11 protein-coding genes and 5 tRNA genes are annotated in these 16,138 nt (G+C 70.8%); 7 read left to right on the top strand and 9 right to left on the bottom strand.

The window, feature by feature from the left end; translation table 11 throughout:
- Position 1: 1 nt before the first annotated feature.
- On the bottom strand, positions 2-1,420 hold the full coding sequence (gene leuC, locus BR98_RS18025; RefSeq protein WP_035845982.1) for a 3-isopropylmalate dehydratase large subunit: 1,419 nt from the start codon (positions 1,418-1,420) through the stop codon (positions 2-4).
- A gap of 150 nt (positions 1,421-1,570) precedes the next feature.
- On the opposite strand from leuC, the gene BR98_RS18020 reads away from it, so the two are divergent.
- Entirely contained in the window at positions 1,571-2,284 is a 714-nt protein-coding gene (locus BR98_RS18020; protein ID WP_035845980.1) for an IclR family transcriptional regulator, read from the top strand.
- 109 nt (positions 2,285-2,393) lie between these two features.
- Here the strand turns inward: BR98_RS18020 and BR98_RS18015 are convergent.
- The 8 genes from BR98_RS18015 to BR98_RS17980 all read right to left on the bottom strand — a co-directional run bounded on the left by BR98_RS18015 (position 2,394) and on the right by BR98_RS17980 (position 5,877).
- Positions 2,394-2,468, bottom strand: a tRNA-Gln gene (locus BR98_RS18015).
- Positions 2,469-2,509: 41 nt separating this feature from the next.
- Positions 2,510-2,585: transfer RNA gene (locus BR98_RS18010), tRNA-Glu, on the bottom strand.
- A gap of 66 nt (positions 2,586-2,651) precedes the next feature.
- A tRNA-Glu gene (locus BR98_RS18005) sits at positions 2,652-2,727 on the bottom strand.
- A 44-nt stretch (positions 2,728-2,771) separates the two neighbouring features.
- Positions 2,772-2,844 (bottom strand) — tRNA-Glu (locus BR98_RS18000).
- A gap of 29 nt (positions 2,845-2,873) precedes the next feature.
- Positions 2,874-2,945 (bottom strand) — tRNA-Gln (locus tag BR98_RS17995).
- Between the two features lie 199 nt (positions 2,946-3,144).
- Positions 3,145-4,644, bottom strand: coding sequence for a glutamate--tRNA ligase (gene gltX, locus BR98_RS17990; protein WP_035845974.1), 1,500 nt, complete (start codon positions 4,642-4,644; stop codon positions 3,145-3,147).
- Entirely contained in the window at positions 4,637-5,434 is a 798-nt protein-coding gene (locus BR98_RS17985) for a fumarylacetoacetate hydrolase family protein (RefSeq protein ID WP_035845973.1), read from the bottom strand. The genes gltX and BR98_RS17985 overlap by 8 nt, the downstream gene beginning before the upstream one ends.
- A 221-nt stretch (positions 5,435-5,655) precedes the next feature.
- Entirely contained in the window at positions 5,656-5,877 is a 222-nt protein-coding gene (locus BR98_RS17980) for a hypothetical protein (protein WP_035845972.1), read from the bottom strand.
- A 682-nt stretch (positions 5,878-6,559) separates the two neighbouring features.
- Between BR98_RS17980 and BR98_RS17975 the strand changes: the two genes are divergently transcribed.
- The 6 genes from BR98_RS17975 to BR98_RS17950 all read left to right on the top strand — a co-directional run bounded on the left by BR98_RS17975 (position 6,560) and on the right by BR98_RS17950 (position 15,927).
- The gene (locus BR98_RS17975) at positions 6,560-10,270 is read left to right on the top strand and encodes a nitrate- and nitrite sensing domain-containing protein (RefSeq protein WP_063774800.1); all 3,711 of its coding nucleotides are present in this window, start codon (positions 6,560-6,562) and stop codon (positions 10,268-10,270) included.
- A 10-nt stretch (positions 10,271-10,280) separates the two neighbouring features.
- Positions 10,281-10,694 (top strand): roadblock/LC7 domain-containing protein, encoded by a 414-nt coding sequence (locus tag BR98_RS17970; RefSeq protein WP_035852859.1) that lies wholly within the window; start codon positions 10,281-10,283, stop codon positions 10,692-10,694.
- 100 nt (positions 10,695-10,794) lie between these two features.
- Positions 10,795-11,220 carry a DUF742 domain-containing protein gene (locus BR98_RS17965; protein ID WP_035845970.1) on the top strand — a complete coding sequence of 142 codons (426 nt, stop codon included), beginning with the start codon at positions 10,795-10,797 and terminating at the stop codon, positions 11,218-11,220.
- Positions 11,201-11,785 carry a GTP-binding protein gene (locus tag BR98_RS17960; RefSeq protein ID WP_035845968.1) on the top strand — a complete coding sequence of 195 codons (585 nt, stop codon included), beginning with the start codon at positions 11,201-11,203 and terminating at the stop codon, positions 11,783-11,785. The genes BR98_RS17965 and BR98_RS17960 overlap by 20 nt, the downstream gene beginning before the upstream one ends.
- Positions 11,786-12,113: 328 nt before the next feature.
- Positions 12,114-15,503: a sensor histidine kinase gene (locus BR98_RS17955; protein WP_232247452.1), complete on the top strand. Its 3,390-nt coding sequence runs from the start codon at positions 12,114-12,116 to the stop codon at positions 15,501-15,503.
- Positions 15,504-15,513: 10 nt separating this feature from the next.
- Complete coding sequence (locus BR98_RS17950) at positions 15,514-15,927, top strand: roadblock/LC7 domain-containing protein (RefSeq protein WP_035797811.1); 414 nt, start codon at positions 15,514-15,516, stop codon at positions 15,925-15,927.
- Positions 15,928-16,138: the final 211 nt, after the last annotated feature.

Below are 16,138 nucleotides of genomic sequence, written 5' to 3'. Positions count from 1 at the left end.
CTCAGACCTCCGCGGGGACGTTGGACAGGTCGGACGGTGAGGCCAGGTGGCCCAGCACCGCGGTGGCGGCGGCGACCTGGGGCGAGACCAGGTGGGTGCGACCGCCCTTGCCCTGGCGGCCCTCGAAGTTGCGGTTCGAGGTCGAGGCGCAGCGCTCACCGGGAGCCAGCTGGTCCGGGTTCATGCCCAGGCACATCGAGCAGCCCGCGTGCCGCCATTCGGCGCCGGCCGCGGTGAAGACCTTGTCCAGGCCCTCCTCGATGGCCTGCAGCGCCACCCGGACCGAACCGGGGACGACCAGCATCCGCACGCCGTCGGCGACCTGGCGGCCCTCGACGATGGCCGCCGCGGCCCGCAGGTCCTCGATCCGGCCGTTGGTGCAGGAGCCGACGAAGACCGCGTCGACCTTGACCTCGCGCAGCGGCGTACCGGCTTCCAGGCCCATGTACTTGAGCGCGTTCTCGGCGGCGGTGCGCTCCTGCGGGTCCTCGAAGGAGGCCGGGTCCGGCACCGAGGCGCCCAGCGGGGCGCCCTGGCCCGGGTTGGTGCCCCAGGTGACGAACGGGGTCAGCTCGTTGGCGTCGATGAAGACCTCGGCGTCGAAGACCGCGTCCTCGTCGGTGGCCAGGGTCCGCCAGTACTCCACCGCGGCGTCCCAGTCGGCGTCCTGCGGCGCGTGCGGACGGCCCTGCAGGTAGGCGAAGGTGGTGTCGTCCGGGGCGATCATGCCGGCCCGGGCACCCGCCTCGATCGACATGTTGCAGATGGTCATCCGGGCCTCCATGGACAGGCCCCGGATGGCCGAGCCGCGGTACTCCAGGACGTAGCCCTGGCCGCCGCCGGTACCGATCTTGGTGATGATCGCCAGGATCAGGTCCTTGGCCGTGACGCCCTCGGGCAGTTCGCCCTCGACGGTGATCGCCATGGTCTTGAACGGGGCCAGCGGCAGCGTCTGGGTGGCCAGCACGTGCTCGACCTGGCTGGTGCCGATGCCGAAGGCCAGCGCGCCGAACGCGCCGTGGGTGGAGGTGTGGGAGTCGCCGCAGACCACGGTCATGCCGGGCTGGGTCAGTCCCAGCTGGGGGCCCACCACGTGGACCACGCCCTGCTCCACGTCGCCCAGCGAGTGGATCCGCACGCCGAACTCGGCGGCGTTGCGACGCAGGGTCTCCAGCTGCACCTTGGAGACGGGGTCCGCGATCGGCTTGTCGATGTCGAGGGTGGGAGTGTTGTGGTCCTCGGTGGCGATCGTCAGATCGGTCCGACGGACGGGGCGGCCGGCCAGCCGCAGACCGTCGAAGGCCTGCGGGCTGGTCACCTCGTGCAGCAGGTGCAGGTCGATGTAGAGCAGGTCGGGCTCGCCCTCGGCGCGCCGGACGACGTGGTCGTCCCAGACCTTCTCTGCCAGTGTCCGTCCCATCGCGTTCCCTCCAGCCGACCGCACTGCCGGCCTGATCATGGTCGTGGGGTGCCCATTCCGGGGGTCTCTCCCGGGCTTCTCCATCCAGGGTGCCGGGTTTCCCGGAAGATTGAACTTGCGTCTCGCCCACTGAGACTGCAGTATCGACGTATGGACAACACTAGCGGCGTCGGCGTTCTCGACAAGGCCGCTCTGGTGCTCAGCGCACTGGAGTCGGGCCCCGCCACGTTGGCGGGGCTGGTCGCCGCCACCGGCTTGGCGCGGCCCACCGCCCACCGACTCGCCGTCGCACTCGAACACCACCGCCTGGTCACCAGGGACATGCAGGGCCGGTTCATCCTCGGCCCCCGACTTGCCGAACTCTCCGCCGCGGCGGGCGAGGACCGGCTGCTCGCCACCGCGGGCCCGGTCCTGACCCACCTGCGCGACGTCACCGGCGAGAGCGCACAGCTCTACCGCCGGCAGGGCGAGATGCGGATCTGCGTCGCGGCCGCCGAGCGGCTCTCCGGTCTGCGGGACACCGTCCCGGTCGGCAGCACCCTGCCGATGAAGGCCGGCTCGGCCGCACAGGTGCTGCTGGCCTGGGAGGAGCCCGAACGGCTCCACCGCGGCCTCCAGGGCGCCCGCTTCACCGCCACCGCGCTGAGCGGCGTACGCCGCCGCGGGTGGGCCCAGTCGATCGGCGAGCGGGAGCCGGGCGTCGCGTCCGTCTCCGCGCCGGTCCGCGGGCCCTCCAACCGCGTGGTGGCCGCTGTCTCGGTCTCCGGACCGATCGAGCGGCTGACCCGCCACCCGGGCCGGCTGCACGCCCAGGCCATCATCGAAGCCGCCAACCGCCTCACCGACGCGCTGCGTCGGGGCTGATCCGAAACGGAGAAAGGGGGCCGCGCACCGGAAACGGTGCGCGGCCCCCTTTTCGGGCTCGCATTCGAGAAAACAGAAAACCCCCGGGGAGACCGGGGGCGCTTCTTTGTGGCTGGGGTACCAGGACTCGAACCTAGACTAAATGAACCAGAATCACTCGTGCTGCCAATTACACCATACCCCAACAGCAGGCAGCCGATGGAGTTGATCCATCGGCCGACTTGCTGGTACCCCCGACCGGATTCGAACCGGCGCTACTGCCGTGAGAGGGCAGCGTGCTAGGCCGCTACACAACGGGGGCAAACTTGGTGATCCAGCTTCGCCGCCTCCAGGGATGGAGCTTCCGGATGGTGGCTGATGAAGGATCTGGTACCCCCGACCGGATTCGAACCGGCGCTACTGCCGTGAGAGGGCAGCGTGCTAGGCCGCTACACAACGGGGGCTCCTGCTATGCAATTCTGCAACTGTCACAGTTGTTTGCACTGCGTACCCCCGACCGGATTCGAACCGGCGCTACTGCCGTGAGAGGGCAGCGTGCTAGGCCGCTACACAACGGGGGCTTGCGGTACTACTACTTGCTCGTACTGCGCTGGGGTACCAGGACTCGAACCTAGACTAAATGAACCAGAATCACTCGTGCTGCCAATTACACCATACCCCATCAGAACGCAACCCCTAGCGGGGTCTTGCTCGATGTTTGCACCGGGCTCCGTCGGGTGGATCTTGGCGAGGCTTCTGGTCCCTCTCCGTTCCCTCCCGGGCGGCGCAGAAAGAACATTACCCGACGCCCGGCCCCGCTCCAAAATCGATAACCGCGGGCCTGGTCACAGCACCGCGCTGTGACCAGGCCCGACAGTGCCTCAAGCGGCCGGCAGGCCGTCCAGCGCCAGGGTGAGCCGGCGCAGCGTCTCCGGGCGGCCGAGCAGCTCCATCGACTCGAAGAGCGGCGGCGAGATCCGGCGGCCGGTGACGGCCACCCGCAGCGGCGTGAAGGCGAACTTGGGCTTGATGCCCAGACCGTCCACCAGCGCCTCGCGCAGCGCGGCCTGGATCGGCTCCGGAGTGAAGTCCCCCAGCTCCTCCAGCGCCTTGATGCTGGCCTCCAGCACCGGGCGGGCGTCCGAGGTCAGCGCCTTGGCCGCGTCCTCGCCGTTGACCGTGAAGGCGGCCGGGTCGACGAAGAGGAAGCCGAGCATGTCGACCACCTCGGAGAGCACGACCATCCGCTCCTGGGTCAGCGGCGCGGCCTTGGCGAGCAGCTCCAGCTGCTCCGCGGTCGGCTCGGCCGGCAGCAGGCCGGGCGCCTGCAGGTACGGAACCAATCGCTGCACGAAGTCCTCGGGCGCCAGCGCCCGCAGGTGGTCGGCGTTGATCGACTCGCACTTCTTCAGGTCGAAGCGGGCCGGGTTGGCGTTCACCTTGCCGATGTCGAAGGCCGCGACCAACTCGTCCATGGAGAACCGGTCCCGGTCCTCGGCCAGCGACCAGCCCAGCAGCGCCAGGTAGTTGAGCAGGCCCTCGGGCAGGAAGCCGCGCTCCCGGTAGAGGTTCAGGCTGGCCTGCGGGTCGCGCTTGGAGAGCTTCTTGTTGCCCTCGCCCATCACGTACGGCAGGTGGCCGAAGCGCGGGGTGCCGCCGTTGCCGACGCCGATCTCCGCCAGCGCGGCGTACAGCGCGATCTGACGGGGCGTGGAGGAGAGCAGGTCCTCGCCGCGCAGCACGTGGGTGATGCCCATCAGGGCGTCGTCCACCGGGTTGACCAGGGTGTACAGCGGGGCGCCGTTGGCCCGGACGATGCCGTAGTCCGGCACGTCCTTGGGCTCGAAGCTGAGCGTGCCGCGGACCAGGTCCTCGAAGACGATGGTCTGGTCGGGCATCCGGAAGCGCAGGATCGGCTGCCGGCCCTCGGCCCGGAAGATCGCCTTCTGCTCCTCGGTCAGCGTGCGGCACAGTCCGTCGTAGCCGGACGGCAGACCGGCGGCGCGGGCCGCCTCGCGGCGGGCGTCCAACTCCTCGGTGCTGCAGAAGCACTCGTAGGCGTGGCCGGCCTCGTGCAGCCGGCGGGCCACGTCGGCGTAGATGTCCATCCGCTGGGACTGCCGGTAGGGCGCGTGCGGGCCGCCGATCTCGGGGCCCTCGTCCCAGTCGAAGCCGAGCCAGCGCATCGCGTCCAGCAGCTGGTTGTACGACTCCTCGGAGTCGCGGGCCGCGTCGGTGTCCTCGATCCGGAACACCAGGGTGCCGCCGTTGTGGCGGGCGAACGCCCAGTTGAACAGGGCGGTGCGGACCAGTCCGACGTGCGGATTGCCGGTCGGGGAGGGACAGAAGCGAACCCGAACGCTCGGGTCTGTGTTAGCCACGCTTGATCACCCTATTGGTGAGAGTGCCGATGCCTTCGATGGAGACGGCGACCTCGTCGCCGACGTTGAGCGGTCCGACACCCGCCGGGGTGCCGGTGAGGATGACGTCGCCCGGGAGCAGCGTCATGGCCTCGGAGATGTGCGAGACGAGCTCGGGGATGCCGCGCAGCATCAGCGAGCTGCGCCCGGTCTGGCGCAGTTCGCCGTTGACCGTGCAGGTGATGGCCAGATCGCTCGGGTCGAGTTCGGTCTCGATCCACGGGCCGAGCGGGCAGGAGGTGTCGAAGCCCTTGGCCCGGGCCCACTGGCCTTCGCGCTGCTGCACGTCGCGGGCGGTCACGTCGTTGGCGCAGGTGTAGCCGAAGATCACCTCTGACACCCGGTCCTGCGGGACCTCTCGGCACATCCGGCCGATCACCACGGCCAGTTCGGCCTCGTGCTGGACGTCGGAGGAGAACGGCGGGTAGGCGATCGACTCGGTCGGGCCGATCACCGCGGTGGAGGGCTTGAAGAAGGTCAGCGGGACCTCGGGGACCTGGTTGCCCAGTTCGGCCGCGTGCGCCGCGTAGTTGCGGCCGACCGCGACGATCTTGCTGGGCAGCATCGGCGTGAGCAGCCGGACCTGGCCGAGCCGGTAGCTCTCGCCGGTCAGCTGCGGGGCGCCGAACGGGTGCCCGGCCATGGCGTGCACCACCAGTGACTCGGGCTGGGCGGCATCGCCCTCGACCACACCGAAGGTGACGCTGCCGGCAGCGTCACCTTCCCGGACGGAGAACCTGGCAATACGCACGCTGGCGCCCTTTCGGTGCTGGGTCGATTCCGCTCCAGGCTATCGCCCGGCCAACAGGCGAGGGCGCCGCCACCAGCGGTGACGGCGCCCGTTGAGCGACTGAGTTGCGACGCAGCGGAGGGTGGGGGTCGCTGAGGAACGAGGCGGCACCCGGCCGGAGCGAAGGGGCAGCTCAGGTCGCGACCGGAAAGGGGATCAAGTGCGGGAGAGGCGGGCCGTGCTCAGGCCTGCTGCTGCTCCGGGACCTTCATCAGGATGGTGCGGCGCGGGTTGGCGGTGCTGGTGGGCAGCTCGGCGGCGTACTCGACCGGCTCGCGGGAGCTGCGGGCGCCGGGCAGCTGGCTGAAGTCCGCGACCGAGGCCAGGGTCGTCCGGCGCGGGTTCGCCGTGGAACGGGAGCCGAGCGTCGACTTGGTGACCGAGTTGGCCGGGGTCTGGGACATCTCTTCTACACCTTTGGTTGGGGAACGGCTTGCGGCGACGGGAGGTCCCGTACAACGAGTCAGGGTAGGGACCGCATTCCACAGAGACCGTGACCAAAGCTACACATTGGCCTGTGAGTTTGCTCACAATTCCCTGGGCAAGGCTCCCAAATTGGATATTTCACCCAAGAAGTAAATTCCGACAATCCGGAAGATCTGCGCATATCGGGAACCCGCCGAAGGGTCGGGTTCCGGACAGTCGGCCGCCCGATGTCCGAAAAGAGCCGTATTCGCGGCCCTCGACACACCGTCCGTGAGGCGGTGCGCGCGGTCGGTAGTACCCGAGGGGGCGGCACCCCGCCCCTTGTTGGAGTTCCCGCGCTGTGCTGGAATGCCACGAACCGCCGGAGGTGAACCCTCCTCGGCTCTGCGAGCGCCGCGAAGCGCGGTCCAACGACCGCCCCTCGGGCTCAGCGCAGTGCAGAGGAGCTACCCACGGCGGCTCGCGTGCATTCCCGGATCCGCTGGGTTTGCCGAAATCGAAACTCGACACCGTCCCGTCCTCGGCAACGAGGAGGGGGCGCCCGGTCCAGAGGTTGCGACGCCAGTGCAGGGACGTTTCAAAAGGGGTAGCGGCGCCGCAGGCCAGCCGGAGTCGCCGGAGCCCCTCGCTGGCCCCCACCAGTCGGAGCCGGACCCCCTCATGGGAGACCGGCTCAGCAATGGGGCGCCCGAGAGCGACAGGGCCGACTCCGAGCAGGCCGACGCCGGCCGCCGTACCCGGCTGCGCAGCTCGCTGACCCGACGCCGGGCCACCGGTCTGGGCCGGCTCCGGATGCGCAACTGGCGCATCCGGACCCGTCTGATCGCGCTTCTGCTGCTGCCCGTGGTGGTCGCGCTGGTCCTCGGCGGCCTGCGCATCTCCGGGTCCATGCAGAGCTCGCAGCAGCTGGCGCAGATGGCCAACCTGAGCGACCTGGCCGTCAAGGCCACCGCCCTGGCCGATGCGCTGGAGAACGAGCGCGACCTCAGCGCCGGCCCACTGACCATGCACCCCGCCCAGCAGGACGACGACGTCGCCGCCGCTCGCAAGGTCACCGACGACGTGAGCAAGGCGTACAACGCGCGCGCCGAGAGCTTCGACAACATGGACCTGTCCGGCGGTAACTCCCTGCTGATGCAGGTCCGCAAGGACATGGTGCTGCTGTCGAACTTCCGCAACAACGCGTACACCCAGGTCGACAACATCGAGGCCACGGTCGCGTCCTACGACACGATCATCAAGGACCTGCTGTCGATCAGCCAGGACATCGCGCTCGCGTCCTCCAACCCCGACCTGGTCAAGTCGACCCGTGCGCTGCAGCAGTTCTCCCTCGAGAAGGAGAGCAGCTCGATGAAGCGCGCGCTGATCAGCGCCGCGCTGGCCCGCCCGGGCGGCCCCGACCTGTCCACCTCGGACCAGAGCTTCGGTTACCGCCTGACCACCGCGTTCGACAACGCGGCCACCAACTTCAACTCGATCTACGGCAACACCGCGGCGCAGAAGCTGCGCTCCCGGCTGAGCTTCAACTCCGAGGTCGCGCTCGCCGACCGGTTCGCCGACCAGGTGCTGCAGGCCAACGGCATCAAGCAGGCGGACGTGCGCTCCTACAAGGACTGGTACGACCAGTCCAGCGTGCGCATCAACGCCGAGCGGGCGATCGAGAACCAGCTGCTCGAGGAGCTCAAGGGCAAGGCCCAGTCGCTGCAGTCGCAGGCCGACAACGACGCCATCCTCAACGGTGTGCTGATCGCCCTGGTGCTGCTGGTCGCCGTCCTCGGCGCCGCCCTGGTGGCCCGCTCGATGGTGCGCTCGCTGACCAAGCTGCAGAACGCCGCCGAGGACGTCGCCGAGCGGCGGCTGCCCGAGCTGGTCAAGACCCTCTCCGAGGCCGACCCGCACGACGTGGACGTCACGGTCGAGCCGGTCGGTGTCGACTCGGCCGACGAGATCGGCCACGTGGCGCACGCCTTCGACATGGTGCACAGCGAGGCGGTCCGCCTCGCGGCCGAGCAGGCGCTGCTCCGCGGCAACATCAACTCGATGTTCACCAACCTCTCGCGCCGCAGCCAGGGCCTCATCCAGCGCCAGCTCTCGCTGATCTCCGAACTGGAGAGCCGCGAGGCCGACCCGGACCAGCTGGCCAGCCTCTTCAAGCTGGACCACCTCGCGACCCGTATGCGCCGCAACGGTGAGAACCTGCTGGTTCTCGCGGGTGAGGACCCGGGCCGCCGGTGGACCCGTCCGGTCCCGCTGGTCGACGTGCTCCGCGCCGCCGCCTCCGAGGTGGAGCAGTACGAGCGCATCGAACTGGCCTCGGTGCCCTCGGCCGAGGTGGCGGGCCGGGTCGTCAACGACCTCGTCCACCTGCTCGCCGAGCTGCTCGAGAACGCCACCTCCTTCTCCAGCCCGCAGACCCGGGTCCGGGTCACCGGCCACGCGCTGCCGGACGGCCGGGTGCTGATCGAGATCCACGACACCGGTATCGGTCTGAGCCCCGACGACCTGGCCGAGATCAACGAGCGGCTGGCCAACCCGCCGACGGTGGACGTCTCGGTCTCCCGCCGCATGGGTCTGTTCGTGGTCGGCCGCCTGTCCCTGCGACACGGCATCCGGATCCAGCTGCGCCCCAGCGACTCCGGTGGCACCACCGCGCTGGTCATGCTCCCGGTGGACGTCACCAACTCCGCCGACCGGCGCGGTCAGCGCCCGGGTGCGGTGCCCAGCAAGGCGCCGCGCGGGGTCGGTCCGACCGCGCGTCAGCAGCGCCCGCTGCCGGCCGGTCCGGACGGTCCCGGCGGTCTGCCCGGTCGTCCCGCCCCGGCCCTCGGCCAGGGTGGCGGCGGCCAGGGTGCGCCGACCGGCCGGCCGCAGCTCGGCCAGGGCCAGCAGCAGGGCCAGCAGGCGCCGCAGGCTCCCGCCATGCCCGCGCAGGGTTCGCCGAGTCTCGGCCTGCCGACCCGTGAGGTCGGCCAGTCGCTGCGCGAGACCCCGCCGGCCGGACGTCAGCAGCAGGGCGGCCGCCGTCCCGCCGCGCCCGGTGGTCCCGGTGCGCCGGCCGGTGCTCCCGGTCTGCCCCGTCGGGGTGCGCCGCAGGAGCCGGCCGGTCGGCCGGCGGCGCGCGGCTCCGGGCACGAGCGCCCCGCCGAGCAGCCGCAGCACGGTTGGGCCGACGGTCGTCCGCAGGGCCCCAACGTGCGGACCGATGTGGGCCCGAACGGGCGCCCCGGCGGTCTGCCGCAGCGCCAGTCCGGTCAGCCGCAGCAGGGCCAGCCGCAGAACCGGCCGCAGGCCGGCGACCCGCAGGGTCCGCCGACCGTCCAGCAGCCGGTGATCGGCCAGGGCGCGCCCGCGCCCACCCCTGTGGAGAGCACCGCCTCCTTCGCCCGGCCGCGCTTCGAGGCCAGCGAGATCGACCCGCGTGACCCGCTGGGTCTGGGCCTGGTCGAGCCGGTGCTGCCGAGCGTCGCCAACCCGCAGCCGCGGCCCGGCGAGGGTCGCACCCAGACGCCGCCGGCCCAGCAGGGTCAGCAGCAGTTCGGGCCGCAGCAGGGCCAGCAGCCTTACGGCCAGCCGGAGTTCGGTCAGCAGCAGGCCGCCCAGCAGTACGGGCAGCAGCCGCAGCCGCAGCAGCCGTACGGCCAGCCGCAGCAGGGACAGCAGTACGGTCAGCAGCAGCCGATGGCGCTGCCGCCGCGCCGCTCCCCCGAGCACGGCCCGATGCCGACCGGCGGCCAGGTCGAGGACCCGCAGCAGGCGTTCCGCAACGGTGGCGCCAGCCGGATGGCCTCGGTCCAGGTCAACCAGCAGCCCCCGGCCGAGCGTGGCCAGGCGCCGCAGCAGGGCCGGCCCCGCGGCTACCAGCCGCAGCGGCCGGGCACCACCGCGCCGGGCTTCGACCCGCAGCAGGCCGCCCAGCAGCAGGGCCGGCCGGGCCAGCCGCCGATGGGTGGCGGCAACGATGAGGCACCGTGGCGTCCGTCGGCCAACGACGAGCGCTGGCGCCGGGCCGAGCAGCTGCGCGAGCCCTCCTCGGACGGGGTCACCCTCTCCGGGCTGCCCCGCCGCACCCCGCAGGCGAACCTGGTGGCCGGCACCGCCGAGGCCGCTCCGCTGACGGGTCCGCAGGTCTCCCGGGCACCCGAGGAGGTCCGCGGCCGGCTGACCAACCTGCGTCGCGGTATCCAGCAGGGCCGCCGGGCGGGCGCCGAGTCCACCCAGGGCATCCCCACCCAGGGGCTGCAGACTCCGGACGGTACGGCCGCCGGCCAGCCGTTCGACGGTTTCGGACGCCCCACCGGTGCCAACGGCGGCCGGCCTGGCTACCGAACAGCCGCACCGGACGCCTTCGGCACTGAGAACCAGGAGCGTTGAGTTGAGTCAGATGAGTCAGGCAGCCAGCAACCTGAACTGGCTGATCACCAATTTCGTGGACAACACCCCCGGGGTGTCCCACACAGTGGTGGTCTCCGCCGACGGTCTCCTGCTCGCCATGTCCGAGGGCTTCCCGCGCGACCGCGCCGACCAGCTCGCCGCCGTCGCCTCCGGCCTCACCTCGCTGACCTCCGGCGCCAGCCGGATCTTCGAGGGCGGCGACGTCAACCAGACCGTCGTGGAGATGGAACGCGGATTCCTCTTCCTGATGGCCATCAGCGACGGATCCTCCCTCGCCGTCCTCGCCTCCCCCGACTCCGACATCGGCCTGGTCGGCTACGAAATGGCCCTCCTCGTCGACCGCGCCGGAGCCGTCCTCACCCCGGCCCTGCGCGCCGAACTCCAAGGCAGCCTCCTGCACTGACAGGGACTCACGTCACCCTCGTCGGGTCCGGTGGCAGCCGGACCCGACGCCTCTACCCCATAGCTGATGCAGCATCAGCCGCAGCGCTAGGAGGACCCGCATGACCCCGCCCCCGACACCGGCCGGCTCGTACGGCAACGGGTACGGCTCCGGTTACGGCGACCAGAACAACGGCGGCTACGAGCAGCAGCCGCTGGTGCGCCCGTACGCGATGACCGGTGGCCGTACCCGTCCGCGTTACCAGCTCGCCATCGAGGCACTGATCTCGACCACCGCGTCGGCCGGCCGCTCCGGCGGCCTGCTGCCCGAGCACCAGCGGATCGTCCAGCTGTGCCAGGAGGTCAAGTCGGTCGCCGAGATCTCGGCCCTGGCCGGGGTGCCGCTGGGGGTGGCCCGGATCCTCGTGGCCGACCTCGCCGAAGCCGGCCTGGTCGCCATCCACCAGCCCGCCGCCGCCGGCGAGTCGGGCGGAACGCCGGACGTCACGCTGCTCGAAAGGGTCCTCAGTGGACTTCGCAAGCTCTAGCCCCGCGGCCGCCACGCGCGCCACCACCTCCGCGAAGATCGTCGTCGCAGGCGGCTTCGGCGTCGGCAAGACCACCCTCGTCGGCGCCGTCTCCGAGATCAACCCCCTGCGCACCGAAGCCGTCATGACCAGCGCCTCCGCCGGCATCGACGACCTCAGCCACGTCTCCGGCAAGACCACCACCACGGTCGCCATGGACTTCGGCCGCATCACCCTCGACGAGGACCTGATCCTCTACCTCTTCGGCACCCCCGGCCAGGACCGCTTCTGGTTCATGTGGGACGACCTCGTCCGCGGCGCCATCGGCGCCGTCGTCCTCGTCGACACCCGCCGCCTCGCCGACTGCTTCCCCGCCCTCGACTACTTCGAGAACAGCGGACTCCCCTTCGTCGTCGCCCTCAACGGCTTCGACGGACACCAGCCCCACACCCCCGACGAAGTCCGCGAAGCCCTCCAACTGGGCCCCGACACCCCCATCATCACCCTCGACGCCCGCCGCCGAGACAGCGCCAAAAGCGCACTCATCACCCTGGTCGAACACGCCCTGCTCGCCAGGTTGCGGTAATGGAAAAGTGGGGGCCTCGGGATCGAGGTCCCCACTGTGTATCGCATAACGGTTCGGTAGGCATTTCGGACATTTTTGTGGCAGAGCGTAGTGGTTCGCATTCACTCGGCTTACCGTATCCGAGAGTTTCGTCGGACCTGTCACCGAATGTCCGATATGCGCCCCGGTGGGCGGACCGCCGGAGCTGTTTGTCCCGTCCCCCCGCACGTGCTGAAATTCCAGCTACCCCGAAGTCACCTACGGCAGTTCCATCCCGGCAGCGGGCTGCGGCCAGGGGTAGCCGCTGGATTGATCCATGGCCGCCAGTCGGCCGAGAGGTTGTTGTCGAGTGAGGCGTAAGCAGCCAGTCACCCCGCAGCGGCGCCCAGGGCCCCGCGAGACGGACCGCAGCGGCCAGAGCACAGCCGGGTTCTCCCCCTTCGCGGCGAACCCCGAGCGCCCCCAGAGCGGTTCGACCGATGCCGGACGCGGCCCCAGCGGCCCCGGCCCCGAGGTGCTGGGCAGCGGTAACGACCGCCCAACGCCCGGCGGCCGGTACGAGTTCCTGGCCTTCCGCAACTGGCGGGTGCCCACCCGCCTGATCGCGATCCTGCTGATCCCGGTCATCATCGGCCTGGTCTTCGGCGGCCTTCGCGTCAACACCTCGTTCGACAGCTACGTCAGGGCCAGCCACTCCGAGCGGGCCGCCGAGCTGGCGCGCGCCGCCACCACGCTGGCCGACGCGCTGGAGAACGAGCGCGACCTCACCCTGATACCCCTGATGACCAACCAGGACCCCCAGGGCGCGGTGGCCAAGTACCGGGCCGCCAGTGACCAGGCCCTGAAGGCCTACCAGGATGCGTACAGCAAGGTCGCCCCCGACCACGACGCCGAGCTGACAGCCCGCAACTTCTCCGCCCAGGGTGTGCTCTCAGCGCTTCCGCACCTGCGGGCCAACGCCTACAAGCCGGAGCTCTACGCCAGCGCCACCCAGGCCGCGTACTCGGTGCTGGTCTCCCCCCTGCTGGCCTTCGACAACTCGGTCGGTGCCGGCAGCTCCGCGGGTGTCGCCCGTGGCCGCGCGATCTACGCCATGTCGCTGGCCAAGGCCGCCGCCTCCACCCAGCGCGACCTGATGCTCGACCTGCTGGTCGGCTTCGTCACCAAGCAGAACTCCCGGCACGAGAACACCGACCTGATCGAGGACCTGCTGGTCTCGGGCAAGCTGGAGCAGGTCTCGCTGACCGAGTTCCGCACCGGCACCAGCCCGGCCGACGCCAAGACCTACGCGGACCAGCTGGTCCTGCAGGCCGCCGCCGACACCCGGGTGCCGCTGCGGATGCCGGACAACACCACCATCCCGAGCATGGCCGGCCTGATGAACATCGCGCTCGCCTACTCCGAGGTCGCCCAGCAAGGCCTGCTCAACGGGCAGGCCTCCGCCGACGCGGCGCTGGCCAGCTCGCGGGACGCCGGCCTGGACCCGATGCGCTGGCTGCAGGCCACCGACAGCCACCTCAAGCCGCTGCGGGCCACTGAGGCCAGCCTGCTCGACAGCGTCGTTACCGACGCCAAGGACGCCAAGGACGGCGCCCAGACCGACGCCATCCTCAACGCGGCGATCGTGGTCGCGGCGCTGGCGCTGGCCGGTCTGCTCACCGGTTTCATCGCCCGCTCGATGATCCTCGGTATGCGCACCCTGAACACCTCGGCGCTGCAGATCGCAAACTTCCGCCTGCCCGACCTGGTCGAGAAGCTCTCCAAGACCGACCCGGACCGGGTGGACACCAACGTCGAACCGATCCCGCTGCACGGCAAGGACGAGATCGGCGAGGTGGCCCGCGCCTTCGACCAGGTCCACCGGCAGGCGGTCTCGCTCGCCGCCGAGCAGGCCCTGCTCCGAGGCAACCTGAACGCGATCTTCTCCAACCTGTCGCGCCGCAGCCAGGGCCTGATCCAGCGCCAGCTGGCGCTGATCACCGACCTGGAGAACAACGAGGCCGACCCGGACCAGCTGGAGAACCTGTTCAAGCTGGACCACCTGGCCACCCGTATGCGCCGCAACGGTGAGAACCTGCTGGTTCTGGCCGGTGAGGAGCCGGGCCGCCGCTGGAACACCCCGGTGCCGCTGGTCGACGTGCTCCGCGCCGCCGCCTCCGAGGTGGAGCAGTACGAGCGCATCGAGCTCTCCGGCATCCCGGAGACCGAGGTCATCGGCGCCGCCGTGACCGACCTCGTCCACCTGCTCGCCGAGCTGCTGGAGAACGCCACCTCCTTCTCCAGCCCGCAGACCCGGGTCAACGTCACCGCGACCCGACTGCCGGACGGCCGGGTACTGGTCGAGATCCACGACAAGGGCATCGGCCTGACCGCCGAGGACTTCGCCGAGATCAACGAGAAGCTGGCCGAGCCGCCCACCGTCGACGCCTCCATCTCGCGCCGCATGGGCCTGTTCGTGGTCGGCCGACTCTCCGACCGCCACGACATCCGGGTCCAGCTGCGCCCCTCCGGCGAGTCCGCCGGCACCACCTCGCTGGTCATGCTCCCGGCCGCGCTCACCCAGCTGCGCGCGATGCCGGAGCCGGAGGAGGAGTTCACGGTCTCGCGGATCTTCGCCGAGCAGGCGCCGCAGTCCCCGTGGGAGCAGGACCCGTACGGCACGCGCAGCGCCGCGGAGCTCGGCTTCGACGACACCCTGGCGGTCGGCAGCGGCGCCGGCGGGTTCAGCCCCGCGCTGGACTCGATGCAGCGCTCGCTGCGGCTCGACCAGCGCCGCCGGGCCGCCCTGGAGGCCGGTTCCGGCGACGCGACCGAGCCCGAGGGCGAGGGGTCGGCGTACGAGCCGGGCTACGAGCAGCAGGGCTACGAGCAGGGCGAGTACGTGGACGCCGAGTTCGTCGAGGGCGACCACGCGCAGGACGGCTACCAGCAGCCCTACGAGGGCGGCTACTACGCCGACCAGCAGCCCTACCAGGACCAGTCGTACCAGCAGGGCTACCAGCAGCCGCAGCAGAGCGGCCACTACGCCGGGCAGTACGCCGACGACCAGCAGTACGCCGGTCAGGGCGGCTACCAGCAGTACGACCAGGGCTACCAGCAGCCTGCCCGGGACTGGGGCCACTCCGGCCCGGAGACCGCGGCCGGCCACCCGTACCCCGAGCAGACCCCGGCGCTGCCGGCTCCGGCATCCGGCAACGACACCCTGGGCTCCGGCCTGCCGCAGCGCCGTCCCGGCCAGCAGCTCGCCGCGGGCGGCGGGTTGGGCGCCCGGGCGATCGGTGGCCTGGACAGCGGCGAGCAGCCGAACTGGTTCACCGGTGCCAAGGACACCTCCAGCAGCGACGCCTCGGCGCGCCGCCACGAGGTGTCCGGGCTCGGTGCCTCCGGACCGACCGGTCCGACCGGTGCGGGTGCCTGGCAGTCGGCCAACGACGACTCCTGGCAGCGCGCCGAGCAGGTCCGGGAGCCGGCCGCCGGCGGGGTGACCGAGTCCGGTCTGCCGCGCCGGGTGCCGAAGCAGAACCTGGTGCCCGGCAACGCCAAGCCGGCTGCCCAGGACGGCCCGCAGGTCTCCCGCAACCCCGAGGAGGTCCGCGGCCGGCTGACCAACCTGCGCCGCGGCGTGGAGCAGGGCCGTAACGCCGGTGGGGACGCCGGCAATACGGGTAGCTTCCGGATCGACCCACAGCAGAACAACAGCACCGATCTCTTCGGCGGCTCGAACCACCAGGAGCGTTGAGTTGAGTCAGATGAGCCAGGCCGCACAGAACCTGAACTGGCTGATCACCAATTTCGTGGACAACACCCCCGGGGTGTCCCACACAGTGGTGGTCTCCGCCGACGGTCTCCTGCTCGCCATGTCCGAGGGCTTCCCGCGCGACCGCGCCGACCAGCTCGCCGCCGTCGCCTCCGGCCTCACCTCGCTGACCTCCGGCGCCAGCCGGATCTTCGAGGGCGGCGACGTCAACCAGACCGTCGTGGAGATGGAACGCGGATTCCTCTTCCTGATGGCCGTCAGCGACGGATCCTCCCTCGCCGTCCTCGCCTCCCCCGACTCCGACATCGGCCTGGTCGGCTACGAAATGGCCCTCCTCGTCGACCGCGCCGGAGCCGTCCTCACCCCGGCCCTGCGCGCCGAACTCCAAGGCAGCCTGCTGCACTGACGGCCTGTTCGACTGATGAGCCGTCAGCGGCACCCCGGTGCTGGCATGCTGACAGCTCCGTAGTACTTGTAGTATCCAGCGCCGCCCAACTCCGAGTCCGCTCCGGCGGACTCGGCTTCGGGCGTTGTACGGCCCCTCGCACCACCAGCCCGGCCGGTCCGGGCTGATCCCGCACCCTTGCACCGCACCGCAGCATCCTGTGAGGAGAGGA

Origin of the sequence: Kitasatospora azatica KCTC 9699 (assembly GCF_000744785.1) — a bacterium.
In the GTDB taxonomy this organism is placed as follows: Bacteria; Actinomycetota; Actinomycetes; order Streptomycetales; family Streptomycetaceae; genus Kitasatospora; species Kitasatospora azatica.
This window is presented reverse-complemented; position numbering and strand designations above follow the sequence as displayed.